Genomic DNA, 25,126 nt, shown 5'->3' on the forward strand with positions numbered 1-25,126 from the left:
CTTTCTATAAAAAACCAAAATATTTGTAATTTGCAACTATTGATGTTATAAATCGACTAAGAATATTAAAAAAATCATTTGGCAACCAAAGGAGAAAGGTATGTAATGATCATTCGTGAAGCGATTGAAACAGACTTGGAATCGGTCAAAGATATATACAATCAGGGGATTGAGGATAAAATTGCCACGTTGGAAACGGAAACGAAGGATCAAGCCTACATGGAGGAATGGTTTGCCAAGCATATCGGGCGATATAAGCTGATTGTCGCCGAGCAAGATGGGGGAATTGTCGGTTGGGCTTCCTTGAACCAATATAACAGCCGTAATGCTTATAAAGGGGTTGCCGATTTATCCGTATATATCTCGAGAGATCATCGAGGAAAAGGGATTGGCGGTTTATTGCTGCAATCAATCGAAAAGCACGCAAAAGAAAATGACTTCAATAAGATTGTGTTATTCACTTTTCCCTTTAACCAGATTGGGCAAGGATTGTACAGAAAACGGGGGTATAGAGAAGTGGGAGTGTTTAAAAACCAGGGAATTATGGATGGGGAATATGTCGATGTCATGGCCATGGAGAAATTACTGTAAAGCAAATAGGGGGTGGAGGTTATGACGGTTAACCATTCCAGCGTATTGTCTGTTGAATATTTCGATGCTTATTTCAAGCTTGTTTTAACCTCGCGTGAACCTGTGGCGGATAATGCAAAGAAATACATCGAAAAGAACTTTTTCAAAGACAAAGAGTGTTATTATGGCGAGCAGACACACCGGAATTTCATAACGGCTTTCTATAAGCTAAAAAGATCAACAAAAAATTAGTTGAATCAAATAGTTGCAAAATGCAAATAGTTAGCGTATAAATAGTGTGAGGTGAAAGTAATGGAAAATGAAAACCTTAGAGGTCTCTTCCAACTCTTGACAAGACGGTTTGGGTTATTGAATAAAAATTGCTGCAGCGCTGATGGAATTGAAATTTCACTTGTTCAAAGTCATATCCTATATGAAATACATCGACAAAACAAGGCTTCCATCCAGCAAATTGCAGAAACCTTGGGAACGGATATTACGACGTTCAGCCGACAAATCCAATCCCTGATAAAATTGAATTTGGTCACAAAAACGCAAGATGCTGAAGATCGGAGAATTTCCATCCTTTCTTTGACCGATGAAGGCGTGAAAATCAATCAAACCATCGATCAGCAAATAAATGATTACTTGAATGAGATCTTCAAGACGATGAATGAGTTTGAAAAGGAATCCGTCGTGCGTTCCCTGAAATTGCTTAATGATAAAATGCTGAAGTCTTCCGTATGCTGTACTACTCCTTGGGGGTAGTATAATTTTCAATAATACTTGCAAATTACAACTTTTTTAAGGGGATTTAGGAGGGAATAATCATGGTTCAATTCGATAAAAATGCATTACCCGTAGCAATTATAGGCGGAGGTCCTGTGGGGCTGGCAGCTGCCGCCCACTTAATAAAAAAAGGAGAGAAGTTTATCGTATTGGAAGCGGGGGACTCAGTGGGCTCCAGCGTGCTGGAGTGGGGACACGTTCGAATGTTTTCCCCATGGCAGTATAACATCGATCAAACAGCAAAGGAATTACTGGAGAACGCTGGATGGACGTCACCTGACGAAAATGCTTTGCCAACAGGTCACGAACTGGTAGTAGAGTATCTACTGCCTCTAAGTAACCTTCCAGAAATAAAAGAACAGATCATCTTACAAGCAAAAGTAGTCGGTGTTGCCAAAAAGGCTCATGATAAATTAAAAACAGGAAAACGAGACACGGTTCCCTTTCAACTGTATGTAGAAGTGAATGGTGACACACAAGTCATTGAAGCGAAAGCAGTGATTGATTCATCAGGTACTTGGACCAATCCGAACCCGATCCTTTCCAATGGTATCTGGACGAATGCCGAGAGAAAATTACACAATCAAATCCACTATGGCATTCCAAATTTCGAACAATTAGAAAACAGATATCAAAATAAATCGATCATGGTAATTGGGAGCGGTCATTCTGCTATAAATGCCTTATTGGATCTGGCCACTTTACAGCAAAAAATTACGGATACCGAGATCTACTGGGTTCTTCGTAAAAAACAAATCCATGAAGTGTACGGTGGACAAGAAAACGACGGCTTGGCCGCTCGTGGAGAGTTGGGCATAAGAATTCAGCAATTAGTGGAATCTGGACGAATCCATATTCTTACTCCCTTTCATATTGACGGAGTGTATCCAACAAACAGTAAAATCACGGTAGTCGGAGAACTAAACGGAGAAGAATTCACAATCGGTGACATCGATGAAATGGTTGTGAGTACGGGTTTCAGGCCCGATACATCCTTTTTAAATGAAATAAGGATAAACCTTGATTCAGCTGTGGAAAGCATAGATGCGCTTGCTCCGTTAATTGATCCCAATATTCATAGTTGTGGAACGGTGAGACCACATGGTGAACAAGAATTACGGCACCCTGAAAAGAATTTTTACATTGTTGGGATGAAGAGTTATGGAAGAGCACCTACATTCTTACTGGCAACAGGCTACGAACAAGTCCGTTCCGTAGTGGCTTATCTCACAGGGGATGTAGAGGGGGCAAAAGAAGTGCGCTTGCAACTGCCTGAAACAGGAGTTTGCAGTGTGAATCTTGCATCTAATTCCTGTGATTCTGATCTTCCTGCAAATGAAACGAAGGATGGTTCTTGCTGTGGCAGCCCCGTTCTAGCGAGATTGGAAATGAAAAATAATTCCTGTTGTGAATGAAATAGAAAGACCAGTCTGAAACAAGGCTGGTCTTTTATAATTTCTTTGAAGTGCTGAATATTAAAGAAGGAAATTATATGGTTGAATATTTAATGCTTGAATAAATAAGAATATGCTTATACAATAATGTTGAATAATCACATAAGCATATACTTATTTAATTTGGGCTAGGAGGGATGAAATGCAATGAATGAGGCGTTGGATATAGAAACCACGGCAAACATTCTTAAATTACTAGGTGATAAAACCCGTTTGACCATGATTAAGATCATGTCTGAGCATGAATGTTGTGTCTGTGAATTTGTGGATCTATTCGAGATGAGCCAGCCAGCTATAAGCCAGCATTTACGAAAGTTGAAAGATGGCGGGATCGTGAATGAAGCGAGAAGGGGACAATGGATATTTTACTCGTTAAATCAAACATCCTCGTATTACTCATTTATTCAAACGGTTATCAAGGATTTGCCAAGTCAAGCATTTAAAGTAGAAGAATTAACTGCACAAGGAAAACGAATTTGTTGTGAATAACGAGGAGGAGAACATAATTGGGTACAGTTATATTAGCTAGTATCATCTTTTTGCTGACATTGACATTCGTCATCTGGCAACCAAAGGGATTGTCAATCGGCTGGTCAGCATGTGGGGGGGCGGTACTTGCCTTACTCGTTGGGGTCGTTGACTTCAAGGATGTTATAACCGTTACGGGTATTGTATGGAACGCGACGTTGGCGTTCATTGCTATTATTATTATCTCCCTTATTTTAGATGAGATTGGATTTTTTGAATGGGCAGCCTTGCATATGGCTAGAGCGGCCAAGGGAAATGGAGTAAGGATGTTTGTGTATGTGAGCATTCTCGGAGCCTTAGTCGCTGCTTTCTTCGCAAACGACGGAGCCGCTCTTATCCTTACACCGATTGTATTGGCAATGGTTCGGAACCTGAAGTTGGAAGAGAGAATGATCTTCCCATTTATCATCGCGAGTGGGTTTATTGCGGACACTACATCCTTACCGCTTGTGGTAAGTAATCTGGTCAACATTGTTTCTGCTGACTTTTTTGATATCGGGTTTATTGAATTCGCCTCTAGAATGATCGTTCCCAACCTATTTTCATTAGCAGCAAGCATCCTGGTATTATATTTGTACTTTAAAAAGAGCATTCCGAAGAATTATGATATGGCTCAATTGAAGAAGCCAGTCGATGCCATTCGGGATGTGAAAATGTTTCGCGTGTCTGGGATTGTTTTAGGTGTTCTGTTGGTAGGCTATTTTATCAGTGAATTTTTGAACATTCCTGTATCCATCATTGCAGGTGTTATCGCCATATTCTTCTTGTTTATGGCAAGACGAAGTCCAGCTGTAAATACCAAGATCGTTGTAAAAGGCGCACCATGGGCGATTGTGTTTTTCTCCATTGGAATGTATGTCGTGGTGTATGGATTGAGAAACGTTGGATTGACGAACATTTTAGCTGATCTTATCCAAGTTACCGCCGATCAAGGATTATTCGCTGCCACTGTCGGGATGGGCTTCATAGCAGCCATTCTTTCATCACTTATGAATAACATGCCAACCGTTATGATTGATGCCCTTGCCATTTCCGACACCCATACAACGGGAGCAATCAGGGAGGCACTTATTTATGCAAATGTCATCGGTTCGGACTTGGGCCCGAAAATTACACCGATCGGTTCTTTGGCTACGTTATTGTGGCTTCATGTCCTTTCATTAAAAGGCGTGAAAATCTCATGGGGAACCTACTTTAAAACAGGAATCATCTTAACCATCCCAACCTTGTTCATCACATTAGTTGGCTTATATATATGGTTGCTCATTATTCACTAAATACATCATTTTACTCATAAAGGAGATAAACAACATGGCTAAAAAAACACTTTACTTCTTATGTACTGGTAATTCTTGCAGAAGCCAAATGGCAGAAGCATGGGGGAAGAAATATTTAGGTGACGAATGGCAAGTGCTTAGTGCAGGAATCGAGGCCCATGGGTTAAATCCCAAAGCAGTAAAAGCAATGAATGAGGTTGGGTTGGATATCTCCAATCAAACATCGGATATCATTGACCCAGATATATTGAATAATGCTGATTTTGTCGTTACATTATGTGGGGATGCGGCTGACAAATGTCCTATGACACCACCGCATGTTAAACGTGAACATTGGGGCTTTGATGACCCGGCAAAAGCGGAAGGAACTGATGAAGAGAAATGGGCAACCTTCCAACGTGTTCGAGATGAAATAGGTGAAAGAATTGCACGTTTCTCTAGAACCGGTGAATAAATGAAATTGAAAAGCCGTGGATGTTAGCAGGCGGACCAAAGACCATAAAGAAAGAGCTGCCAAATTCGGCAGCTCTTTTCATCATTAAATCTTAATATCGACCTTAGCATTTTTCTGAAGTTCTTCGACATGCTTCACAAGCTTTTCTTGTTTCTTTTGCTGCTCTAGTTGTTCCTTGATTTGCGGCTTCATTTCTTCGAGTTTCTGTACCTTCTGTCCGCTTGTTTTAGCTTGCTCCGCAACCTGGTCGTAATACTTTTGGATTTCTTCATCAGTTGCTTCTTCCACTTTAATCTCTTTTTCAACGTACTTCGTATATGGGATGTTCTCTGCGATCTGGGCATTCAGCATTTCCGAGTTCAGACCTGCTTGCTTCAATGCCGCCTTGAATTTTTCTTCACTCTCATATTGCTTCTTGATTTCGGCAAGTTGCTTTTCAATTTCGGCCTTGGAAGCTGTGTAGCCCTTTTTATCAGCTGCTTGAAGCAGCAATGTTTGCCCCACTAAAGAGTTGAGCGTTTGCTCTTTAATTTGTTTGGCGCCCTCCTTGGATGTTGGGTCTTGTCCGAATTGCTGCATCTGCATTTGTGTGGTGGATAACACGGTATTATATTCCGCACCTGAAATTTTTTCGTCATTGACGATGGCTACCGTTTTCTTTTCATCCACCTTTTGCTTGTCTAGTTTCTTCTGCATTTCTTCCATCTGTTTTTGCTGTTCCTCAGTTGCTTTAGCCGTTTCTTTCTCAGTTGTTTTAGTCTCTTTCTCGTCATTTTTCTTATCAGCTTCATCGTTCGAACCACAAGCCGTTAGAACAACTGCCAATAATCCAATGATGATTGGGTACAATAGTTTCTTCATATTTCAGTCTCCTCTCGTATTCAATGCTAAAAAATCATCTAATGCGCATTATAAAGGAATTTCCCATTAAAACACAATAAATTCATTCTTTTTTCCAGAAAACAGGAAGATAGTATAGGCATCATCTCATTATATAAGTGTAACATTCGCGGAAATGAACCCATTTACCCTTCGTCATGCAATATGCTTAAAAGGACCTGGTGCAGACAGAAACTTGTCATCTATCTCTTACTCACAAAACGATGCTTAGTAACTATTGTATATAAAACTTGTATGGCATTATATACCTTATCATCCGGATATAGTTCATTTAACCTATCTTCCAAATCATGAACGGAGTGAGCCGTGACAATGAGAATAGTGACTAAGAGACAGAGTTGGAAATCCAGCAGATTATTGGAGGTATAGATTTTGAAAGGGAAATCAAGGCTGCCATGCGAATTGGCAGGGTATTTAAAGTTGGGGGATGCCGTCATCATTACGGATCAAAATCATCGCATACTTGATATTAATGCATATTATGAACTGACGACAGGGTATTCGGAACAGCATCATGGGGTTCAAAGCTGGATTCTTGAAGTCAGGGTTAACACCTTTATGTACATACACATCCTTGAAAAACGAGTTAAGGATGGGGAAACCTTGGTCAGGGGTTTTCACCAATCGAAAAAAATCGGGTGAGATTTGGCATTCCTCGATTACGATTACCCCCATTCATCTTGGGGAACAGTGGTATTTCGTAGGGATTTTCCGTGAACTCGAACAATTGAAAGAAGGGATCTACCTTTCGGAAATGAAAAGGGCAGAGACTCAAAGGGAATTGTTAAAGGTGCTCGCCATTTCATGCGAAATCCGTGATCCTGGCATTGAAGCGCATTTATTGAGAGTTCAAAACCTGACCGAGCAGCTTGTTATCGTTCATAATCGAAGATGCCAGCTGGAACTATCTAAAAGCTATATGAATCATATTGTCCATTCAAGTATTCTGCATGATATCGGGAAAGCGGAGATTCCTGAAGGGATTTTATACAAACCTGGCCCGTTATCCCCATATTAACGAAAAATCATGGAGATGCATCCGTTAATGGGATCCGATATTTTGAATAAGATTTCAAGGGAAATAAACAATGATGTGATCAGCAGCCTGGAAGTGGCTGAAAACATCATCCTCCATCATCATGAAAAATGGGATGGAACGGGATATCCCCACCGTTTGAAAGGGAGGAAATCCCATTGGAAGCTCGAATCGTAGCCATTGTGGATGTGTTTGATGCATTGACCAGCAGAAGGCCGTATAAAGATTCCTGGTCAGTGGAGCGGGCATTATCTTTCATAAACGAACAAAAAGGAAAGCATTTGGACCCATCCATCGTGCTGTCTTTCTTTTGCTATTTTGATGAAAAGGCGGAGCAGAAAAAAGGCTGCGATACCGTTCGCAGCACAGGGATATAGTAAACAGCGAACTCGTCACCTTCTGAATCCTTGGAGATAAAGGGGTAACGATTCTTGAAAAAATTAAGGAGTTTGTAAAATGGTAAATGGATCGCTTCAATTTACAAAAAAAATAATGAAGATTTTTACTCCCTTCCTTTTTTCTTATTTCTATTAAGATAATAAACGACTGCGATTACGAGAATCAACAGTACCAAAACAATCCTTACATCGTCCGATGCCTTCAATACTTGTGTCACCGAATACGCCTCGACAAGGAGGGCAGGCAGTTTTCCAATGGATGTCGCGAGGAAGAAAATCATCATTCCCGTCCTGCTTAATGCTGCTGTAAGGTTGATTGCGCCGGATGGTATAAAGGGAAGGAGCCTAAGCATCAGGATCATCCAAAATGCGTGAAATCCTTGTGACTTTTGCAGCTTCATGACCCACCGGTTCTTCATGAACTTGGGTTTGAATGTTTGAAAGCCCTTTCGATATAACCAAAAGCTGACCGCTGCACCGGCAATTTCCCCCATGTAAGAAAGGATCAATCCCTTTTCAAATCCAAATACGCTGATATTGGCGGCCGTGATGAATACACTTGGAATAAAACCAAGCACGCTGATCAATATATTGAATACTAAACTTACAGCAATGGAGAAAGGGCCGCTGGATAGTAATGCTTCTGAAATGAAATTCATATCAACCCACAGAACTCCATTTATACCCGATGCCCCAGACCGTTTTCAAATGTTGATCTGCTGGAAAACCGGCATGACGCAATTTCTCTCTAATATTTCGAATATGGGAATCGATTGTCCGATCTTCGGTATCCGTTTTAAATCCCCATATGGTCGAAAGCAGGTGGTCTCTTGAATACACTTGGTCTGGGGATTTTAAAAACAAGCACAGCAGTGAGAACTCTTTCGGTGTTAATGGGATTGTTTTGGTATCATAATGTGCTTCATAAGCAGATTCATTTAATTTTAGCCCCCTAAAGGTCAAAGAATCATCCTGATTATGCACCCGCCGCGTCACTGCTTCGATTCTGGCGAGTAAAACATCTTCATGAAAGGGTTTCGTAATATAATCATCTGCACCCTTTTTCAACCCTTTCACCATTTCTTGTGCAGCATCCCGGGCGGTGAGCATGATTATGGGAATGCTGGAAAACGCACGGATCCTTTCGCACGTTTCCCACCCATCCATCTCAGGCATCATTACATCAAGAAGTACTATGTCCGCATGTTCACGCGCTAAGAACTGTAAGGCTTCAAGTCCAGATTTCATCTTCAGGCATGTATATCCGTGAGGTTTAATGTATAGCTCTAATAGATCAAGCATTCTCTGTTCATCATCAACCAGAACTACTGTTTTCATTTGTTATCTCCTTAAATGTGATAGTGAAGCACGTTCCTTGATCCAAGTTGCTTTTAACCGAAATGGTTCCACCTTGTATCTCCACTAATTGCTTGACAATGGAGAGTCCCAATCCGAATCCGCCGGTATCTCTGGCACGTGATTTCTCGACACGATATAAACGATCAAAGATATGGGGGACATCTTCAGGTGGAATGCCAACCCCTTGATCGATTATGGAGATGGAAATCCAGCCATTGCATTCAGTGGCTTTTATGGTGGTGACTGTATATTCGTTCGAGTACTTCAGCGCATTATCCAACAGGTTAAGAATGACTTGCTCAAACCGTGAGGGATCTATATCTATAAATAAGTCATCCTTGCATTCCAGATTCAATTGAATTCTTTCATTTGCAAAAGCCGGTAACACTTTTTCATGAATGTTTTGCAGGAATGAAGAGAGCTGGACGATTTCTTTTGATATGGTGAATGTATTTACATCCATTCTAGCCATATTGAATAGTTCGTCCAATAATCTGTTTAATCGTTCGGATTCATCATGGATGATCTCTAAGTATCTTGTTCGTTCGGATGCATCCAAATCTTTCCGGCGGGTTATATCAGCATATCCCTTGATATAAGTTAGCGGCGTGCGCAGTTCATGGGAGATACTTGCCAAAAATTCATTGCGTTCCTTCTTTAAATAGTTCAATTCATTAGCCAAGCTTTGAATGGATTGGGCAAGCTCCCCGAGCTCATCATGAGATCGTACCGGCACAGCCACTGAAAAATTCCCTTTACTGAGTTTGGTTGTCGCTTCCTTCATCGAAATTAGCGGTCTAGTCAAAGCTTTTGATAGAAAATAGATGGTGATAAGCATGAATAAAAGGAGCAATGCAGTCGCAAAAAGGAAATGCCTATTCAATTGTGCGATTAAATCCTCAACATCTCTAGTATCTTTGAACATATAAACATAGCCTTTTTTTTCTTTATCACTGATAAATGGCGTAACGGTGGCTATATATCTTTCATCCTTCCAACTTGATTGGAGGACCATACCTTTTCGGGGTACTTGCGGGATCTTTTTTGCCAAGATTTTGTTCATTCCCCCATTTACCTTTGCGGAAGATATCAGAATATCTCCTCTTGTGTTCGTAATCACGACATCTGTATCGGTATGGTATTCCATCAGTCCGATATGCTTAAGGGTAGAGTCGGAATACGTGATTTCCAACACATCACGATGACTATTGCCACGGGCCTTCAGTGATTCCAATTCTTGATTGATACGGGAATGGATCACTTTATTATGCAAGTAAATCATGGAGACGGTTTCCATCAAAAAAATGCAAATAAATATAGATAGTCCGAGTTTAAAGGAGATTTTCAGGATTATTCACCTTCTTATAGAATAAAGTCAGTTTAGCGAAAAAGTATGAAGAAAGTATGCAGTTTATTTCAATTTCTTCGCATCTATTAAACAACGATAATCCGAATGATGACTTGTTGCAAGAGAGACAATAGGTTTAATGGGCCAAAACTGTCACTTTTTTAAGTCCTGTGCAGGGGGGAATCAGGTTGTATTTAGCCACTCCTCCCAAAACATATACGTAGGATTGCTATGCGGCAACCGTGGAAAAACATAATTTTCCACGCGAAACGATTAAACATAACACTTTTCGAAGTTGTTACTAATTATTCATATAGAACTTATTTTAATTACACCTCTAACGAATGGAAACTGCCGTGAAAATGGACCGTTTCTTTATTTAGTTTATACAAAATGTTTTGTATTAAGGAAACATTTTGTCGTGAATGAATACTATGTAAAAAAGGAGCTGATCCATATGAATTGTACAAACCGTACGCAGAAAAAAATAATGGCATATTCCGCATTATTCAAAAAAATGGGCATTCTCAATGATGAGGAATACAAAAATATCGCAAAGACCTTTCAATCAAAGGGTTGAGGAAGTGTCCCTTGGATATTCATAAACTTTTATCCTGCAGTATACGGTCTGTAAACCCCCGCCTTTCAATCTTAGAAAAGGAGGGGGACTGCAGACTATTAGGATATCAAGGAAGTGTGGGCGATGTTGTCAATTTGTCGGGCTCTAAGTCTATCGAATTTCATCTTTTTGGCGGCTGCACCCAGCTGGTTGAATTGATGCACCTTAAGTTTGAAAATTACATAAACGATGGACATTTCTTGGCAAGTAGGAGGGAGTTCATTGAAAAGGGATACGAAAAAATTTCTTGCGTTATGAGAAGTGAAAAGGAAGATTGTTGTGATCCGATGGTGTTCTCTGCGATAATGGAGTAAAGAAATTGAAAAGGAGTTACGTAAGATGGCGGAGGACTTTAAGATTCCCAGCTTGAAAGTTGATGAGATCGATAAGAAAATCATATCGGTTTTACATGAAGATGCACGAATTTCATATACCGACTTAGCGAAGAAAGTGGAGCTTTCCAGAGTTGCGGTTCAGATGAGAATTAATCATCTAGTTGAAAACGGTGTGATCGAGAGGTTCACTGCGGTCATAAATCCAGCTAAGGTCGGCATCCATGTTTCGGCATTCTTTAACGTGGAGGTTGAGCCAAAATATCTGGAATCGGTCGCGCAGCAATTAGAAAGTGAACCGGCTGTTACGAGTTTATATCATATGACCGGTCCGAGTAAACTCCATATGCACGGAATCTTTACTGATAATCAAGAGATGGAACGCTTTCTTAATGAGAAACTGTATGCGGTCGTCGGTGTTGTCAGCGTTGATTGCCAAATTCTCATTAAACGTTATAAAAGCCGGATGGGCATGAAGCTTTAATAAAAAAATCCCCCTATACAGGCGGATTTTTTTATTTATGTGAGCGGGATGATAAAGCCGCCATACGCAAAGGCAAGAATGATTACGAATGCAGGGTGGATCTTGAATTTACCTAAAGCCAAGAAGGCCAATCCAGCGATGAAGACTGAATGGATGTAGCCGATGGACCCGACCGCGTCCGCGGCCATATTCCAGGTGAGCAATAACATCATGATCGCGATCACGGGCTGTACAAGTAGTGACATGCCTTTTACGATAGGCGATTGTTTGTATTTTCGCAGGATTTTTAATAGATATATCAAAGCCACGGCTGAAGGGATGATCGTGCCTGCCAATGCAGCTAGAAATCCTGGCCAGCCATATACATCATATCCGACATATGCGGCTATTTTCGTGGCGATGGGTCCAGGGAGTGAATTTCCTAACGCGAGCATTTGTGAGAACTCGGTATTATCAAGCCAGCCATAACGGGTGACGATTTGATCATACATAAGCGGAATCGAAGCTGGACCTCCGCCGTAACCAAGAATATTGGCAATGAAAAACGCTAGAAAAACAGCAACTCCTATTGGGATAATAATACCCATTAAGCGGATTCCTCCTTCCTATCAGTCTTTTTATTTTTCAATCTATCCTTTAATTTATAATGAAACGCCCCATATAAAAGAAACATCATAATGACGATACCCGGATGCAGGGAAATGACCTGCAGAAGCAAAAAGGAAATCGCAAAAAAGGTGATTCCGAGCACCTTTCCTAACCCTTTTACCGCCTTTTCGCCAAACTCATAAGCCATTTGACCAAGCATGACAGCTACAACCGGCATGACAGCAGCGATCATATTACTGATCATTGCCGAATTACTTAGAACATTAATGAACGCAATCAAGAAAACCATTGCAATGCATGAAGGTAATACGTGAGCCGCCACACTTACGATGGCTCCCGGCCAGCCTTTTAATTTATAACCAAGATATGCTGCCATCTTCGTGGCAATCGGTCCTGGGAGCGTATTGGCAATTGCCAATGTGTCCCCGAATTCATCATCGTCAAGCCAGTGATAACGGGAAACTGCTTCGTGGCGGATGAGCGGGATGACAGATGGCCCGCCGCCGAATCCTAATATCCCCGTTCTCATCATTCCAATCGTCAATTCCGTATATGGATTTTTCAAAAACGATTCCTCCTTTGTTATAAAATTCAGCATTCATTTCCAAGATTATGAATTAATGATAACAAAAATTCTTTCGAAATGTACAAAAAATTATGATAATAATTACGTAATGAATGTATTTTTGGGGATTTTTGATATAATGGGTTGAAATAAACAAAAGAAAGTATCTTTTTGCCTTGAGGAAGGAAGTCTGGATTACATTAGACAAACAAGCAAGTATAATGCTATTCCCATTAGTGCGATGGGTTATTGGATTCCGCCTTATTTAAGGGGGATAAGAAGGAGAAATTATAAACAAAAAAACAACTTTTCTACAAGCCCCCTTTTTAAACCTAAAAAAGTACCCTATGGGCAGCCTGTTACAGAGTGACTGCTCTATAAGGTACATTTTTTAATATATAATTCTAATAAACTTAATGTGGGTCATTCTTCCCTTATGACTAATAGCACACCGGTAAAAATTAAGATCGTACCGATCCAAAAAGACAAGCCGATTTGTTCACCTAGTATTAACCAACCTAAAAAAGTACCGACTATAGGCTGTAAAAAGAAAAATAGTCCGCCACTTGAAGCAGTAAGCATTTGCAGTCCGCGATTCCACAGTAAAAAGGCACATGCTGTTGAAATAACGCCCAAGTATAGAATGCCGCACCATATGGATGGATGCATGATGGCTTGAAAGTCTAGCTCATCCAATCGACTAATCGTAACAGGTGTTAAAAAGACAATTGCCACAAGCACGGCATAGGTCGTAATAACAATTTGTGAATATTGCCCTGGTACACGTTTGATTAGAACAGACATAAGGGCCCAAGTTAACGCAGCAATAAGCAGTGATACGCCCCCAAGTTGGTGAGATGAGCCAATATGGGCATTTCCGACAATGATACCGACACCGAGTGTCGCTAAAATAACAGAAATTGATTTTTTTAAAGTGATCTTTTCTTTTAAAACGATACGTGCAAATATCACCATGAATGCAGGTGTTGTTGAAGTGATGATGGCCCCCATTTGTGCGGTGGATAGCAGCGTACCGACTTCCTGGGTTACGATGGAAATGGTGTTCCCAACAAGTCCTATAATGAAAACCAAAAGCCAGTCCCGTTTGTCAATCCGCCAAGATTGTTTTGTTATTAAACCAATTGTCAGCAATGCTAAAATCGCAATTACATATCGTAATAATACTAATTCAAGCGGCGGAACAACCTCTATCACAACTTTTACCACAACATACATCCCGCCCCAAATGCTGGCAGCGAGTGATAAATATAAAGAACCTATTATCGTGTTTTTCATTTTTGTACCCTCCGTTTTAACTAAACATTTCCAGTCCTTAACGGAGATGCTGTTTTTCTGCCGTTAAGGAAGAAAAACTGCAGGTACATCAATTTCGAATAGTGGTGACCACAACATCAGCTTTCAGCTCACTTTCAAAAAATATTAATTTTCAATGATGTTAGCTAATTAAAAAGCTATTCGCAGCTGCTACCGATCATTCGTTTCAAACGTCAGTAAGTTATTACCATACTCATTTAAATATACAAGATTTCAGATTAATAAAACAACAAATTATAGTATTAAACTTAGCGTACCATTAAAATCATTAGCATTATACTAAAACGTAAAATACAGGAAAAACCCCAACCTTAAAAACTGGTGGGGTTTCTATTTGGTTCATGGATTCTAGTTGGAATAGAAAGAGGGATTTATAGGGAAGGGAAACAGATGGTACAGTAATAATGCTGGAAAGAAAAGGTGGATTAGGATTAATAGGCTCCCTTAAAGAGTTTAATCCTAATCCACCGTTATGGTGAATTCAGTGCATGTCCTTTCCGGGAGCATCACTATCCGTTATATTTTCTTTCGATTTTCCTGAACTCATCCGATAGTTCAAATAACGTGTGTAAGACGGCTGTTTGAATATATAGATTCATATAATTATCATTGCTCTTCTTTTGAAAAGATAAATCATGCTTTTCATTGATTTTCCGAGTTATACATTCATTAATTTCGCTCCACATTTCTTTCGTTCCTTCTTTAAGTTTAGTCTCCATAATCTCCCACTCCTTTTTTATTAGTTTATCCAATCTATTACATTCTTATACTTATTTTTTTGCCAAACTGGTAACTTTTTTATCTTAAAATTAATGTCTTCATTTTTTTTTGGGTATCCTTCTGTTTGAGTGCAAAATCGAAAAATAGGAGATGTCATTACCCATTAGTGGTTATTTAATTGTTGAAAAAATATTGTCGACTAACACTATTCGCTTCAAACAAAGTTGATTGGAACGGATGACGGACCGCCCGCGGAAAGCGAGTGCCTGGATTCAACGTTCAAATTGTACATTCCCTAAAAGGGGGGCAGGGTATCACTATCTCATTCCTTCTCTATAGTTACTTTAATTGAGTCATATTCTTGAGTGATGTATTGTACAAATGACAGGAGTTTGGGATAATTTCTCTTTTGCATGAAACAACTCCACGAGTTGTACGCGACTGATCATGAAGAAACTTTGGATACTTGCAATGATGGCTAACAAGAGAAACAGGAAGATTGTCGACCCGATCGCTTGATAAGGAAAATTCAGCGTAATGACATTATCGTATTGCATTAAATTCATTAATGCCATACCGAAAAACTTGGACAGCAGACCGCCAAGGATTATTCCAATTACAAGTGAGAATGATCCAAGGAGCAGATTTTCAACGAATACCATTCGAGTAATCTGGCTTTCTTTCATACCTAGCAGCAAATAGAGTCCAAATTCCTTTTTTCTTTGCTTCATAAAGAAAGAGTTAGCATAAAGAATAAAGAAAATGATAAAGAGGAAGATGACCACCGAGGCAATCGACACCCCCGTTTGAAAACTCTCCTTATTATTGAGTACATCCAATATATCCTGGTTATACATCAGTGATGAGAAGGTGAAATGGACCATCACACCTGTAATCATGGCAAACAGATAAATCGTATAAACACGGAAATTGCGCTGAACGTTCCGGAACGTCATATTCAGTAAGTTCACCTTTGATTCCCTCCCATGGCACTCTGGATGTGAAGGATCCGATCAAAGAAGTCACTTTGACTTTGGTCACCTTTATAAAGCTCGTTTACGATTCCCCCATCACGCAGGAAGATGACACGTTTACAGAAGCTTGCTGCATAGGAATCGTGTGTAATCATAAGGATCGTCGTTTGAAACGTTTCATTCAAGCCCGATAACTGTTCCAATAATTGTGTGGCCGATCTCGAATCAGAGCGCCTGTAGGTTCATCTGCAAAAACTATCGCAGGGTTTGTAATAATGGCGCGCGCCGATGAGGCCCGTTGTTTCTGGCCGCCAGAAACTTCTGTAGGGTATTTATCCTGAATTTCTTCAATATTCAATGCCTGAATGACTGGTCTCAGCCTTCTTTCCATCTCATCCGATGAGAATTTCCTTAATGAAAGAGGCAGAAGAATGTTCTCCTTAATCGTTAAAGTATCAAGCAAGTTGTAATCTTGAAAGATGAACCCCATTCGTTCTTGGCGAAATGTGCGCAATGCTTTTTTGTTCAAATCCAACAGGGCCTGCTCTTCAAGCCAGACTTCCCCGCCAGAAAATTTATCAATTGTCGATAACACATTCATCAGTGTTGTTTTTCCTTAACCGGAAGGCCCCATAATAGCTGTAAATTCACCCGAAGTTATGGTCAGGTTAATATTTTTTAAAACCTGTGCCTTTCCATAGGATTTAGATAAGTTTTTAGTTTGTAATACTTTTTTCAACGTAAATCTCCTCCTCATGTTACATACTATAAAATTCATCCCTTTCCCCACCATAGATGTAACAGGAAGTAAGATTACAATTTTGTCACATTACAATTTGAAAATGAAAATAACATCTTGAACAGTGAATGTAATAAATGAAATTATCTATATCAATTATGCATTTTCAGCAACTTAGTGGCAACAAGTTGAAATAATGGGGGTTAAAGGGATTACGATCTTTTTCTAATGAACTAACTGGTTCTCTATTTCACTTTCGGAATTTAAGGGGACAGGTTAGTTGCAAGGGTGCTAGAGCAGAAGGAGATATTATTGAAAGATAAGGAATAAAATCAAGTTTTCTACAAAGAATACTTCTATTAATTACAAATTAGGAGTGTGGATATGGAACAAACACTTTATGAAAAAGTTGGCGGAGAAGAAGCGATAGCAAAAGTTGTGGACTATTTTTACTCGGAATTGGTCCTTAAAGATGAGACAGTTAATCATTTTTTTGAAAAAACGGATATGGAAAAGCAACGAAGTCATCAGACAAAATTTATTAGTTTTGCATTAGGCGGCCCAAAACAATATTCTGGACAATCCATGGCAAAAGCTCACCAAGGATTGAATCTGCAACCTGCCCATTTTAATGCCATTGTCAAACATCTTAATGATGCACTTGCTCACTTTGGAGTGAATGAAGCTGACATAGATACAGCTTTGACTAAAGTTGCTTCACTAAAAGATGATATTTTGTATAAATGAATATCGATCCATCCCCCATTATCTGGGGGTTTTTATTTGGATTTTTTATCCTTTTGTTACATGTTTTTGACTTCCAAAAGAATGATTTTTAAATGAAGTTGCGTTTTAAGAAAATTACAAAGACAATGACCATTTTGTAAAATTCAGAAAAAATGGAAAATACATTATTGACTTATGTCTGGAGTATTATGTATTATGTATACATAACACATATGAGGATTTAGCCAATGATATAGATCCAAGTTGTTCATATTGTAAAGACTTATCAAAAAGGACGGATTAATATGGCAGGAATTCATTTAAAACCAATCGAAAAGGAAAGAACAACACAAGATAAAGTTTATAATCAAATAAAAAAAGCCATTTTATTTGGTGGTATTACCAGTGATGAAATATTTACAGAAGTTCAATTAGCGGAAAGGTTAGATACTTCAAGAACTCCGGTAAGGGCAGCTATTCAAGATTTGGTGAAGGAAGGATTACTTGTTTCCATTCCAAGGAAGGGTTTAACGGTTAGAAAGATTACATCGGAGGAACAGGATGAAATCTTTTTACTAAGAAGTGCTATTGAAGTTGAATCAGTGAAAAAACTAACAAAAGAAATTACATCACCTGAACAACTGAGGCTGCTTAAATTAATTCTGAAGCAGCAAGAAGAAGCATTGCAAAATGATGATGCTATTAGTTTTATTAAGCTAGACCATGAGTTTCATCTCTCGTTGACAAGACTGGCAAACTTCACCATAATAGAGCAAGTTTTGAACAATCTTCATAACCTTACTCAGCTAATGGGGTTAAAAGCAGTCAGTAAACTTGGGAGAATGAAAAATGTTTTAATGGAACATACTCAGATTATCCAGGCTTTAGAGGAGAAAAATCCCGAACTGGCTTCACAGGCGATTTTAAACCATTTGGAAAAAACAAAAGAAACATTGATTATGGTTGATAATTCCTGATTTTCCATCAAATGCTTGAAGGGAGGGATTGCTCCTAGTAAAAGGTAGTTTACTATATTTGTAGGGACAAAAATTAACGGTTTTGAATAAACTTGCCTATGAGATGGAAGATTTACAGCAGGGTCAAACCAATTCTCACGTTTAGAGCAAAAACCTTGGAGAAATTCTTCCAATTCTTTTTCCTGGGTTTTTGCTTAGATAGTAAGCCATGGTGTTGAAAGAACCGTCTATAGTTCATTGCAAATGAAAGCGTTTACCTGTCGTTGATGTTCATAGGTAAAGAGTAGAGAATATTTAAGGGATAAACATAAAATTCACTTTGACTTTACCAACCATAAATACATGAGAGGAATTGGCAAAGCTTTTAATGTATACACAATACATAATACATCATACAAAATACAATTAAGGTTCGCCGTTAAGCTGTTAAATCGTTTCTTGTTTTTAAAACATGTACTTATTCAAACATATAGGAGGAATCAGGTATGGTTAGAACAGGTAAAGAATATTTACAGACATTGAAAGATGATAGGGCAATCTACATAAATGGGGAACGAGTACAGGATGTGACGACCCACCCAGCTTTTACAGGGATTACCCAAACCATTGCAGGCTTATACGACCTAGCATGGGATGAATCTCAGAATATGACATACAAAACTGAGGACGGTACACTAGCAAATAAAATTTATATGATTCCAAGGAGTCGGGAAGAACTTAAAGAGAGAAGATTGGCGATTTCTAAATGGTCTGAAGCAACTTGTGGATTTGTCGGAAGAAGCCCTGATCACGTTGCCAGCTTTTTGGCTGCTTTTGCCAGTTCACCCGAAGTGTTTGATCGTGGAGGAGAAGGTTATGGAAATAATGTTTTGAATTTCTATAAACATGTACGAGATCAAGATCTATATGTAACATACGTTATTATTCCGCCACAAATTGATCGAAGTAAAGCAGCTCATGAGCAGGAAGATAAGTTTCTCCCAGTTGGAGTGTACGAAGAAAGGGAGGATGGAATTATTGTTCGAGGTTCTCAAATGCTCGGTACTGCATCAGCCGTATCCGATTACTTATTCGTAAGTTGCCTTACACCACTCAGACCTGGTGATGAAGATTATGCTTTGTCTTTTGTCCTGCCGATTCATGCAAAAGGATTAAAATTTTATGCGAGGCCTGGTTATGCTGAAAAATCACCAAGCACATTTGATTACCCATTGTCCTCGCGTTTTGATGAAAGTGATTCATTAGTCGTTTTTGACGATGTATTTATTCCTTGGCAAGATATTTTTGTTTACAAAAATATTGACATCGTGAGTGCTCAGTTCCATGAAACACCAGCTCACGTATTAGGCAATAATCAAGCGCAAATAAGATTTAGCAATAAATTGAAATTCTTGATTGGTGCTGCCCGAAAAGTTGCTGCTATGAATGGAATTGATAAAATCCCATCAGTCCAAGAGAAGTTAGGGGAACTCGCTTCTATTGCGGCTTCTGTAGAAGGTAATCTTTTAGCTTCTGAATATAATTGTATCATCGACAAAAACGGTGTGGCACGACCGAATCCACGTTTTCTCTACGGTGTAGTCGGTCAACAGGAAACTATCTATGCTTCCACTATTAAAATTTTACGGGAGTTATGCGGTGGAGGCGTTTTACAATTACCATCCTCATATAAAGAGCTCATCAATCCTGAAACGAAAGATGATATGTATCAATATATACGTTCTACGGGAGTTGGGGCTGAGGAGAAAATTAAACTATTTAAGTTAGTATGGGATATCATTGGTTCAGAATTCGGTGGCAGGCATCAACAGTATGAAATGTTCTATAATGGTGCACCTTTCGTCACGAAAGGCTTTTCATTTAGAAATTACGGTTATGATGAGCCGGTTCAAATGGTGGATAGATTTTTAGGAAGCTATTCACTTCCCACTAAAGTGGAAGAACTAATATAAAAAATATATAGAAAAGGGTGTTGCAGAAATGAAAATTGCATCAATACAATTGGAGATTAAAGATAGTGAATCTAAATCTGCTCGCATAGATCGTGTGGAGTCAATGATTGATGGATTAAAAGGACAAGATTTAATAGTTTTACCAGAAACGTGGGCAACGGGGTACTTTTCTTTTGATCGTTATATGGACGAATCAGAAGAATTGAATGGCGATTTTGTCCAACGTTTCTCCGCAAAGGCCAAAGAAGTTAAGTCATATATATTTGCAGGTAGTTTTATAGAAAAAAATAATGGAAAATACTACAACACAAGTGTTCTATTTTCTCCGGATGGGACACTAATAGGAACCTATCGCAAAATGCATTTATTTCGTTATGGTTCAAAAGAAGGTCAAATATTGACGAGAGGAAATGAAACAACTGTAGTCGATACAGAATTCGGGAAAGTGGGCTTATCAACTTGTTATGATTTGCGATTTCCTGAATTGTACCGTGCAGAAGTGGATTTAGGAGCAGAGTTACTTCTTGTTACATCTGCTTGGCCGCATAGAAGACTGGAGCATTGGAAATTATTCAATTCAGTTCGGGCATTGGAAAACCAGTGTTTCTTGATTTCGAGTAATTGTGTAGGAAATACTAATGACGTCCTTTTAGCTGGTCATAGTCAAGTGGTTGACCCTTGGGGGATTGTTGTGGCTGCTGGAGGAGATGAAGAAACTATTATTAAAACAGAGATTGATCCAGCTCAGGTTGCTAAAATTCGTGATGTATTTCCTAATTTGAAGCACCGGGTTTTAGATAGGCAGGAGGAATTCAGTTGATAAATATTAATGTTTGTGGAAGAAATATTGTCGCAGACCCTAAACGATTGCTTATTGCCGGCTATACGGGAAAAGACCAGGAATCTGTAAAAAAACATATTGATGAATTGAAGGAGATCGGCGTTCCGGCTCCTCCACAAGTTCCGATGATTTACGATCTTTCAACAAATCTCATTACGACAAATAACTCAATTTCAGTTATTCAAGAAAGCAGCAGCGGAGAAGCAGAAGTGGTCATCATGAAAATTGAAGGGGAATGGTATTTAGGACTTGGCAGTGACCACACGGACCGCGGGCTTGAAAAAGTGTCTATTCAGAAATCCAAACAAGTATGCAGCAAACCTATTTCAACACAATTTTGGGCCTTGGATGACGTAAAAGATCGATGGGATGACATTGAAATGAGAAGCTGGATGATCGTTGATGGGGTGAAAAACGAGTACCAAGAAGGCAAGCTAGGAGAATTCTTGCATCCTGAAGAATTGCTCAAAATTATCGAGGAACGTGGCTATGATAGTGAGGATATGATTGTGTTTTGCGGAACATTACCGATTATAAATGGTGAATTCATTTATGGGGAAGCATTTTCAGCAGAATTATATGATCGTTTAACAGATAACAAAATTCAATTGAATTATCAGGTTCATTATTTAGTGGATGCGGAGGTAGTTTGAAATGGAAAAATCAAAAATGAAAATTGATAGAAAACCAGAGTTGGAATTTGTTGAGTATAAAACCTTTGAGGCCGTTCCTTCAAAAACTGTAGAAGGTGCATCTCAACGAATCATTGCGCAGATTCCAGATACTAATGTAGCAACTCGTATCCTTGAACTGGAGGCAGGTACTGATACATCCCCTGATGGCGTGCAAGTCCATGACTTTTGGGAAGAATTATATATTATTGAAGGATCCTTAATCGATTTACGTCTAAATGAGGAATTTACAGCAGGAATGGTTGCATGCCGTCCTCCAGGGATGGAGCATGGTCCATGGAAATCACCTAATGGCTGCAGGATTTTCGAAGTTCGCTATTATGCAGATCAGAAAAAAGAAGAACATGAATTTGTCGATCATACCACTTTTGAAGCGCAGCCTTTTAGTAAAGTTAAAAGCCTTTCTGAAAGAATCATTGCTTCTGACCCTACTACAGGGGTTGCTACAAGAATTCTTCATAACGGTCCAGGGACAGATACATCTCCTAATGGCGTGCAAGTCCATGATTTTTGGGAAGAATTATATATTATTGAAGGATCTTTAATCGATTTGCGTCTAAATGAGGAATTTACAGCAGGAATGGTTGCTTGCCGCCCACCCGGTATGGAACATGGACCGTGGAAATCACCAGATGGCTGTAAGATTTTCGAGGTCCGCTATTACTCCACGGAACAATAAAGAGGTATGTACCGGGATTCTGCATTCCTATAGCAATATGGCAATCCATCAAATGGCTTCTCGTGACATCAAACAACGAGGAGCCTTTTATTTCTGATACATTTATACGCAGGAACCAAATGCTAATGCTCAAATTGATAATTCGATGATTTCAGAAAGTGGCTATTTTAAGTTTATGTGTAATGAATTATGTATACAAAGTTCATTACACATAAACTCTAATCGGTAAACAATGAGTGCACATTCATGAAAAGTTCAAATTGACTTAAAATGCACTCCATTAATGGTTGATTATCGACTGGGGACGGAACATGGTCCTTAGTACCAAACGGAAACAAGGTTTTTGAAGTAGTATTGCACTAAATAATATCGACTAAACATTTTAAAAGTCATTATTTTGATGACAGAGAAGGTGAAGCAAGTTGGAAGTTTTCCATTTAGCACATCCACTAAAGGAATCCCTATATCCAAGGGAGCCCCACGTAATGGCATTAGGTTTTTTTGACGGTGTTCATTTAGGTCATCAATCCTTGTTAAAGCAAACCAAGAGAATAGCCGAAAAGAACAATCTTAAATTCACGGCAATGACCTTCGATCCACATCCAAATGAAGTAATCAAATGGGAGAAAGATTTGCGGTATTTAACTCCCCTAGCTTTAAAGATTGAAAGAATGGCTGCTTTTGGAGTGGACAAGCTTTTTGTCATAAAGTTTAATTTATCATTGGCTTCCCTACAGCCATCCGATTTTATTAAACAATATGTTTTAGGTCTTCAAGCTAAACATATAGTGGTAGGATTCGACTTTACCTTTGGAAATAAAGCTCAGGGTAATGTTGATTATTTGCAAAAAGTGAGTAAAAACAACGCCTTTGATGTAACCGTCATTTCAAAACAGGCACATAATGGCGAAAAAATAAGTTCAACTTTAATTAGAAAAATAGTAAGGGACGGAGATGTCCACCTTGTACCTTACTATATGGGACATCAATTTGAAGTTAAAGGCTTTGTTTATATTTCAAATAGACATAAACATGAGAAAAAGAAAAAAATGGAAATTCATATTGAAAATAAGTATATCCTGCCAGCACCAGGTGTATATAGTGTAGAAATCAAAAACGGGAACAAAGCTTGTCAGGGGTTATTTATAAGATATGGATCCAGCAATAGAAATGATGAAATAAGCGGTCCAATTATAGAAATGCTGAAGGGAGGTGTTGCCGAAGAGTTGACAGTTAAATTCTTAAACAAGATACCCTTTGGGTCAATGCCTGAGTATAGTTCAAATTTTAAGGAGGTTATAAAATGATGGATGATAGAAATTTTAGAAACGCGATGGGGAAATTTGCAACAGGCGTAACAGTACTTACAACATATTTAGAAGATGAAGTACACGGTATGACGGCGAATGCATTTATGTCGGTTTCCCTTAATCCAAGATTGGTTTTAATATCCATAGGCGAAAAAGCCAGAATGCTAGATAAAATTAATGAATCTGGAAAGTTTGCTGTAAATATATTGTCAGAAGCTCAAAAAGAGTTATCCATGCACTTTGCGGGGCAGATTAAAGAAAACCGTCAGATTGAATTTGGCTGGATAAATGAACTTCCAGTAATAAAAAATGCTTTAGCAAACATCGTATGTAAGGTCCATAGTAAACAAATAGCTGGGGACCACACACTCTTTATTGGAGAAGTAACTGAACTCGTCATTAGCGAAGGGGCACCACTGGCCTTTTATGAAGGGAAATACGGCAAAATACTCAGCTAAGCTGTTTAAGGCGGAAAATTATTATTTAAGTTTGATCATTAAAGTTATGTTGAAAAGTTACGAATCCAAACGTGGAGCTTACTGGTTCCTTAATAGACTGTAAAGCTTTCTTAAGAGGGTCTTGTTTTGTTTAGGAGGGGAAACTCATGCAAAGCAAAAATAAGACGGCCGTCAGATCAATGGAAATCCTTAATCTTTTTTTTACGCATTCAATGTTAAGTTTAAATGAAATCGCAAATATTTCAAGGATACCGAAAACATCTGTTTATCGAATGGTCATGTCACTTGAAGAGATGGGTTTTCTCGATAAGGGGAGAGATGGAAAATATTCACTTGGCCTGTTATTTCTTCAGTTCGGCCATTTGGTAGCCGAACGGCTTGATATTCGGCAGGTAGCTTTGCCGATAATGCAAAAACTGCATGACAAGGTAGGGGAAGCTGTTAATCTCGTCGTACAAGATGGCAAAGAGGCCATCTATATCGAAAGACTGGATACAAAACAGCGTGTTAGGCTTAATACGGCAATTGGCCGGAGAACTCCGCTTTATGCCGGAGCGTGTTCTCGTGTCATTCTCGCTTTTCAGCCGCAGTATGAGCGCGAACAATATTTAGAGCAAATCGAACTGAAGTCGATTGCTTCTGGAACAATCACTGATAAAGAGAGACTTCGGATTCTTCTAGAAGAATCTCAAAAAACGGGATATACGGTCAGTAACTCGGAACTTGAAAATTATATATCTGCAGTAGCCGCTCCTATTTTTAATGACAAAGGTTATATCATCGCGGGGATCAGTGTTACTGGTCTTGAGGTGGGTTACCGAAACGAGTTGTTGCCTCCATTGGTTGAAAAAGTGAAGAGTGCAGCGCTCGAGATTTCACGGGAATTTGGATATGCCGGTAATGAAGCTGAATATGTCCACGGTTGAGAGATCAATTCCGATAGTCTTTGTGCTTTTTCACAAGAACGATTATTGTCCTTATTGAAGGCTTTGTATAATGTA

The 25,126-nt window shown here is 39.1% G+C and carries 29 protein-coding genes and 2 pseudogenes; 21 read left to right on the forward strand and 10 right to left on the reverse strand.

Features of this window, described 5'->3' with window-relative positions; all coding sequences use genetic code 11:
• Positions 1–105 precede the first annotated feature (105 nt).
• The 7 genes from ACZ9AO_RS06745 (at position 106) to arsC (ending at position 5,072) form a co-directional block, all read left to right on the forward strand.
• A complete protein-coding gene (locus tag ACZ9AO_RS06745) occupies positions 106–591 on the forward strand; it encodes an arsinothricin resistance N-acetyltransferase ArsN1 family A (RefSeq protein WP_476108727.1) in 486 nt (161 codons plus the stop codon).
• Positions 592–612: 21 nt separating this feature from the next.
• A complete protein-coding gene (locus tag ACZ9AO_RS06750) occupies positions 613–822 on the forward strand; it encodes a hypothetical protein (protein WP_476108728.1) in 210 nt (69 codons plus the stop codon).
• A gap of 60 nt (positions 823–882) precedes the next feature.
• Complete coding sequence (locus ACZ9AO_RS06755) at positions 883–1,338, forward strand: MarR family winged helix-turn-helix transcriptional regulator (protein WP_476108729.1); 456 nt, start codon at positions 883–885, stop codon at positions 1,336–1,338.
• A gap of 62 nt (positions 1,339–1,400) precedes the next feature.
• Positions 1,401–2,774 (forward strand): NAD(P)-binding domain-containing protein, encoded by a 1,374-nt coding sequence (locus ACZ9AO_RS06760; protein WP_476108730.1) that lies wholly within the window; start codon positions 1,401–1,403, stop codon positions 2,772–2,774.
• A 186-nt stretch (positions 2,775–2,960) separates the two neighbouring features.
• Positions 2,961–3,302, forward strand: a complete 342-nt coding sequence (locus tag ACZ9AO_RS06765; RefSeq protein WP_476108731.1) for an ArsR/SmtB family transcription factor — start codon at positions 2,961–2,963, stop codon at positions 3,300–3,302.
• Between the two features lie 17 nt (positions 3,303–3,319).
• Positions 3,320–4,618, forward strand: coding sequence for an arsenic transporter (locus tag ACZ9AO_RS06770; RefSeq protein ID WP_251541226.1), 1,299 nt, complete (start codon positions 3,320–3,322; stop codon positions 4,616–4,618).
• 34 nt (positions 4,619–4,652) lie between these two features.
• Complete coding sequence (gene arsC, locus ACZ9AO_RS06775) at positions 4,653–5,072, forward strand: arsenate reductase (thioredoxin) (protein ID WP_063596739.1); 420 nt, start codon at positions 4,653–4,655, stop codon at positions 5,070–5,072.
• 84 nt (positions 5,073–5,156) lie between these two features.
• Here the strand turns inward: arsC and ACZ9AO_RS06780 are convergent, their stop codons facing one another.
• Entirely contained in the window at positions 5,157–5,933 is a 777-nt protein-coding gene (locus ACZ9AO_RS06780; protein WP_048689699.1) for a SurA N-terminal domain-containing protein, read from the reverse strand.
• Positions 5,934–6,344: 411 nt separating this feature from the next.
• On the opposite strand from ACZ9AO_RS06780, the gene ACZ9AO_RS06785 reads away from it, so the two are divergent.
• The 3 genes and pseudogenes from ACZ9AO_RS06785 (at position 6,345) to ACZ9AO_RS06795 (ending at position 7,385) form a co-directional block, all read left to right on the forward strand.
• On the forward strand, positions 6,345–6,614 hold the full coding sequence (locus tag ACZ9AO_RS06785) for a hypothetical protein (protein ID WP_476108732.1): 270 nt from the start codon (positions 6,345–6,347) through the stop codon (positions 6,612–6,614).
• Entirely contained in the window at positions 6,565–6,990 is a 426-nt protein-coding gene (locus tag ACZ9AO_RS06790) for a hypothetical protein (RefSeq protein ID WP_476108733.1), read from the forward strand. The genes ACZ9AO_RS06785 and ACZ9AO_RS06790 overlap by 50 nt, the downstream gene beginning before the upstream one ends.
• A gap of 27 nt (positions 6,991–7,017) precedes the next feature.
• Positions 7,018–7,385 (forward strand): annotated as a pseudogene (locus tag ACZ9AO_RS06795) (HD-GYP domain-containing protein).
• 125 nt (positions 7,386–7,510) lie between these two features.
• Here ACZ9AO_RS06795 and ACZ9AO_RS06800 read toward each other — a convergent pair.
• Genes ACZ9AO_RS06800 through ACZ9AO_RS06810 form a run of 3 tightly spaced genes read right to left on the reverse strand, consistent with a single transcriptional unit; the run spans position 7,511 to position 10,047 of the window.
• Entirely contained in the window at positions 7,511–8,065 is a 555-nt protein-coding gene (locus ACZ9AO_RS06800; RefSeq protein ID WP_251541233.1) for a TVP38/TMEM64 family protein, read from the reverse strand.
• Between the two features lies 1 nt (position 8,066).
• Positions 8,067–8,744 carry a response regulator transcription factor gene (locus tag ACZ9AO_RS06805; protein ID WP_476108734.1) on the reverse strand — a complete coding sequence of 226 codons (678 nt, stop codon included), beginning with the start codon at positions 8,742–8,744 and terminating at the stop codon, positions 8,067–8,069.
• Complete coding sequence (locus tag ACZ9AO_RS06810) at positions 8,722–10,047, reverse strand: HAMP domain-containing sensor histidine kinase (protein ID WP_476108735.1); 1,326 nt, start codon at positions 10,045–10,047, stop codon at positions 8,722–8,724. Before ACZ9AO_RS06810 ends, ACZ9AO_RS06805 begins: the two co-directional genes overlap by 23 nt.
• A 657-nt stretch (positions 10,048–10,704) precedes the next feature.
• Between ACZ9AO_RS06810 and ACZ9AO_RS06815 the strand changes: the two genes are divergently transcribed.
• Together ACZ9AO_RS06815 and ACZ9AO_RS06820 are read left to right on the forward strand one after the other, a co-directional pair.
• Positions 10,705–11,046, forward strand: a complete 342-nt coding sequence (locus ACZ9AO_RS06815) for a hypothetical protein (RefSeq protein WP_251541239.1) — start codon at positions 10,705–10,707, stop codon at positions 11,044–11,046.
• A gap of 25 nt (positions 11,047–11,071) precedes the next feature.
• Entirely contained in the window at positions 11,072–11,548 is a 477-nt protein-coding gene (locus ACZ9AO_RS06820; protein ID WP_034315019.1) for an Lrp/AsnC family transcriptional regulator, read from the forward strand.
• A 35-nt stretch (positions 11,549–11,583) separates the two neighbouring features.
• Here the strand turns inward: ACZ9AO_RS06820 and ACZ9AO_RS06825 are convergent, their stop codons facing one another.
• The 6 genes and pseudogenes from ACZ9AO_RS06825 to ACZ9AO_RS06850 all read right to left on the reverse strand — a co-directional run bounded on the left by ACZ9AO_RS06825 (position 11,584) and on the right by ACZ9AO_RS06850 (position 16,490).
• The gene (locus ACZ9AO_RS06825; protein ID WP_251541241.1) at positions 11,584–12,135 is read right to left on the reverse strand and encodes a chromate transporter; all 552 of its coding nucleotides are present in this window, start codon (positions 12,133–12,135) and stop codon (positions 11,584–11,586) included.
• Entirely contained in the window at positions 12,135–12,722 is a 588-nt protein-coding gene (locus tag ACZ9AO_RS06830; protein ID WP_034315014.1) for a chromate transporter, read from the reverse strand. Before ACZ9AO_RS06830 ends, ACZ9AO_RS06825 begins: the two co-directional genes overlap by 1 nt.
• Before the next feature lie 423 nt (positions 12,723–13,145).
• Positions 13,146–14,018 (reverse strand): DMT family transporter, encoded by an 873-nt coding sequence (locus ACZ9AO_RS06835; protein ID WP_476108736.1) that lies wholly within the window; start codon positions 14,016–14,018, stop codon positions 13,146–13,148.
• A gap of 548 nt (positions 14,019–14,566) precedes the next feature.
• Positions 14,567–14,776 carry a hypothetical protein gene (locus ACZ9AO_RS06840; RefSeq protein WP_048689679.1) on the reverse strand — a complete coding sequence of 70 codons (210 nt, stop codon included), beginning with the start codon at positions 14,774–14,776 and terminating at the stop codon, positions 14,567–14,569.
• A gap of 354 nt (positions 14,777–15,130) precedes the next feature.
• The gene (locus ACZ9AO_RS06845; protein ID WP_476108737.1) at positions 15,131–15,748 is read right to left on the reverse strand and encodes an FtsX-like permease family protein; all 618 of its coding nucleotides are present in this window, start codon (positions 15,746–15,748) and stop codon (positions 15,131–15,133) included.
• A pseudogene (locus tag ACZ9AO_RS06850) lies at positions 15,745–16,490 on the reverse strand (ABC transporter ATP-binding protein). The gene ACZ9AO_RS06845 and the pseudogene ACZ9AO_RS06850 overlap by 4 nt, the downstream one beginning before the upstream one ends.
• A 384-nt stretch (positions 16,491–16,874) precedes the next feature.
• Between ACZ9AO_RS06850 and ACZ9AO_RS06855 the strand changes: the two are divergent.
• The 9 genes from ACZ9AO_RS06855 to ACZ9AO_RS06895 all read left to right on the forward strand — a co-directional run bounded on the left by ACZ9AO_RS06855 (position 16,875) and on the right by ACZ9AO_RS06895 (position 25,051).
• A complete protein-coding gene (locus ACZ9AO_RS06855) occupies positions 16,875–17,237 on the forward strand; it encodes a group I truncated hemoglobin (RefSeq protein ID WP_034315009.1) in 363 nt (120 codons plus the stop codon).
• 284 nt (positions 17,238–17,521) lie between these two features.
• A complete protein-coding gene (locus ACZ9AO_RS06860; RefSeq protein ID WP_476108738.1) occupies positions 17,522–18,193 on the forward strand; it encodes a GntR family transcriptional regulator in 672 nt (223 codons plus the stop codon).
• Positions 18,194–18,678: 485 nt separating this feature from the next.
• On the forward strand, positions 18,679–20,145 hold the full coding sequence (locus ACZ9AO_RS06865; protein WP_476108739.1) for a 4-hydroxyphenylacetate 3-hydroxylase family protein: 1,467 nt from the start codon (positions 18,679–18,681) through the stop codon (positions 20,143–20,145).
• Positions 20,146–20,173: 28 nt separating this feature from the next.
• Complete coding sequence (locus tag ACZ9AO_RS06870; RefSeq protein WP_048689657.1) at positions 20,174–20,965, forward strand: carbon-nitrogen family hydrolase; 792 nt, start codon at positions 20,174–20,176, stop codon at positions 20,963–20,965.
• Positions 20,962–21,639, forward strand: a complete 678-nt coding sequence (locus tag ACZ9AO_RS06875) for a DUF2848 family protein (RefSeq protein WP_476108740.1) — start codon at positions 20,962–20,964, stop codon at positions 21,637–21,639. The genes ACZ9AO_RS06870 and ACZ9AO_RS06875 overlap by 4 nt, the downstream gene beginning before the upstream one ends.
• 1 nt (position 21,640) lies before the next feature.
• Entirely contained in the window at positions 21,641–22,357 is a 717-nt protein-coding gene (locus ACZ9AO_RS06880; protein ID WP_105718789.1) for a cupin domain-containing protein, read from the forward strand.
• Between the two features lie 485 nt (positions 22,358–22,842).
• Positions 22,843–23,664: a cytidyltransferase gene (locus ACZ9AO_RS06885; protein ID WP_476108741.1), complete on the forward strand. Its 822-nt coding sequence runs from the start codon at positions 22,843–22,845 to the stop codon at positions 23,662–23,664.
• The gene (locus ACZ9AO_RS06890) at positions 23,664–24,125 is read left to right on the forward strand and encodes a flavin reductase family protein (RefSeq protein WP_063596850.1); all 462 of its coding nucleotides are present in this window, start codon (positions 23,664–23,666) and stop codon (positions 24,123–24,125) included. The genes ACZ9AO_RS06885 and ACZ9AO_RS06890 overlap by 1 nt, the downstream gene beginning before the upstream one ends.
• 146 nt (positions 24,126–24,271) lie before the next feature.
• A complete protein-coding gene (locus tag ACZ9AO_RS06895; RefSeq protein WP_476108742.1) occupies positions 24,272–25,051 on the forward strand; it encodes an IclR family transcriptional regulator in 780 nt (259 codons plus the stop codon).
• The last annotated feature ends 75 nt before the right edge of the window (positions 25,052–25,126 follow it).

The organism is Peribacillus sp. TE19612 (assembly GCF_056279465.1).

Excerpts from the sequence above, each read along its gene's own strand:
- ACZ9AO_RS06790 (WP_476108733.1), top strand. The coding sequence starts at position 6,565 with ATGGGGAAACCTTGGTCAGGGGTTTTCACCAATCGAAAAAAATCGGGT.
- ACZ9AO_RS06895 (WP_476108742.1), top strand. The coding sequence starts at position 24,272 with ATGCAAAGCAAAAATAAGACGGCCGTCAGATCAATGGAAATCCTTAAT.
- ACZ9AO_RS06855 (WP_034315009.1), top strand. The coding sequence starts at position 16,875 with ATGGAACAAACACTTTATGAAAAAGTTGGCGGAGAAGAAGCGATAGCA.
- ACZ9AO_RS06840 (WP_048689679.1), bottom strand. The coding sequence starts at position 14,776 with ATGGAGACTAAACTTAAAGAAGGAACGAAAGAAATGTGGAGCGAAATT.
- ACZ9AO_RS06865 (WP_476108739.1), top strand. The coding sequence starts at position 18,679 with ATGGTTAGAACAGGTAAAGAATATTTACAGACATTGAAAGATGATAGG.
- arsC (WP_063596739.1), top strand. The coding sequence starts at position 4,653 with ATGGCTAAAAAAACACTTTACTTCTTATGTACTGGTAATTCTTGCAGA.
- ACZ9AO_RS06810 (WP_476108735.1), bottom strand. The coding sequence starts at position 10,047 with ATGATTTACTTGCATAATAAAGTGATCCATTCCCGTATCAATCAAGAA.
- ACZ9AO_RS06780 (WP_048689699.1), bottom strand. The coding sequence starts at position 5,933 with ATGAAGAAACTATTGTACCCAATCATCATTGGATTATTGGCAGTTGTT.
- ACZ9AO_RS06835 (WP_476108736.1), bottom strand. The coding sequence starts at position 14,018 with ATGAAAAACACGATAATAGGTTCTTTATATTTATCACTCGCTGCCAGC.
- ACZ9AO_RS06745 (WP_476108727.1), top strand. The coding sequence starts at position 106 with ATGATCATTCGTGAAGCGATTGAAACAGACTTGGAATCGGTCAAAGAT.
- ACZ9AO_RS06820 (WP_034315019.1), top strand. The coding sequence starts at position 11,072 with ATGGCGGAGGACTTTAAGATTCCCAGCTTGAAAGTTGATGAGATCGAT.
- ACZ9AO_RS06805 (WP_476108734.1), bottom strand. The coding sequence starts at position 8,744 with ATGAAAACAGTAGTTCTGGTTGATGATGAACAGAGAATGCTTGATCTA.
- ACZ9AO_RS06860 (WP_476108738.1), top strand. The coding sequence starts at position 17,522 with ATGGCAGGAATTCATTTAAAACCAATCGAAAAGGAAAGAACAACACAA.
- ACZ9AO_RS06750 (WP_476108728.1), top strand. The coding sequence starts at position 613 with ATGACGGTTAACCATTCCAGCGTATTGTCTGTTGAATATTTCGATGCT.
- ACZ9AO_RS06800 (WP_251541233.1), bottom strand. The coding sequence starts at position 8,065 with ATGAATTTCATTTCAGAAGCATTACTATCCAGCGGCCCTTTCTCCATT.
- ACZ9AO_RS06890 (WP_063596850.1), top strand. The coding sequence starts at position 23,664 with ATGGATGATAGAAATTTTAGAAACGCGATGGGGAAATTTGCAACAGGC.
- ACZ9AO_RS06755 (WP_476108729.1), top strand. The coding sequence starts at position 883 with ATGGAAAATGAAAACCTTAGAGGTCTCTTCCAACTCTTGACAAGACGG.
- ACZ9AO_RS06765 (WP_476108731.1), top strand. The coding sequence starts at position 2,961 with ATGAATGAGGCGTTGGATATAGAAACCACGGCAAACATTCTTAAATTA.
- ACZ9AO_RS06760 (WP_476108730.1), top strand. The coding sequence starts at position 1,401 with ATGGTTCAATTCGATAAAAATGCATTACCCGTAGCAATTATAGGCGGA.
- ACZ9AO_RS06880 (WP_105718789.1), top strand. The coding sequence starts at position 21,641 with ATGGAAAAATCAAAAATGAAAATTGATAGAAAACCAGAGTTGGAATTT.
- ACZ9AO_RS06870 (WP_048689657.1), top strand. The coding sequence starts at position 20,174 with ATGAAAATTGCATCAATACAATTGGAGATTAAAGATAGTGAATCTAAA.
- ACZ9AO_RS06825 (WP_251541241.1), bottom strand. The coding sequence starts at position 12,135 with ATGGGTATTATTATCCCAATAGGAGTTGCTGTTTTTCTAGCGTTTTTC.
- ACZ9AO_RS06885 (WP_476108741.1), top strand. The coding sequence starts at position 22,843 with ATGGCATTAGGTTTTTTTGACGGTGTTCATTTAGGTCATCAATCCTTG.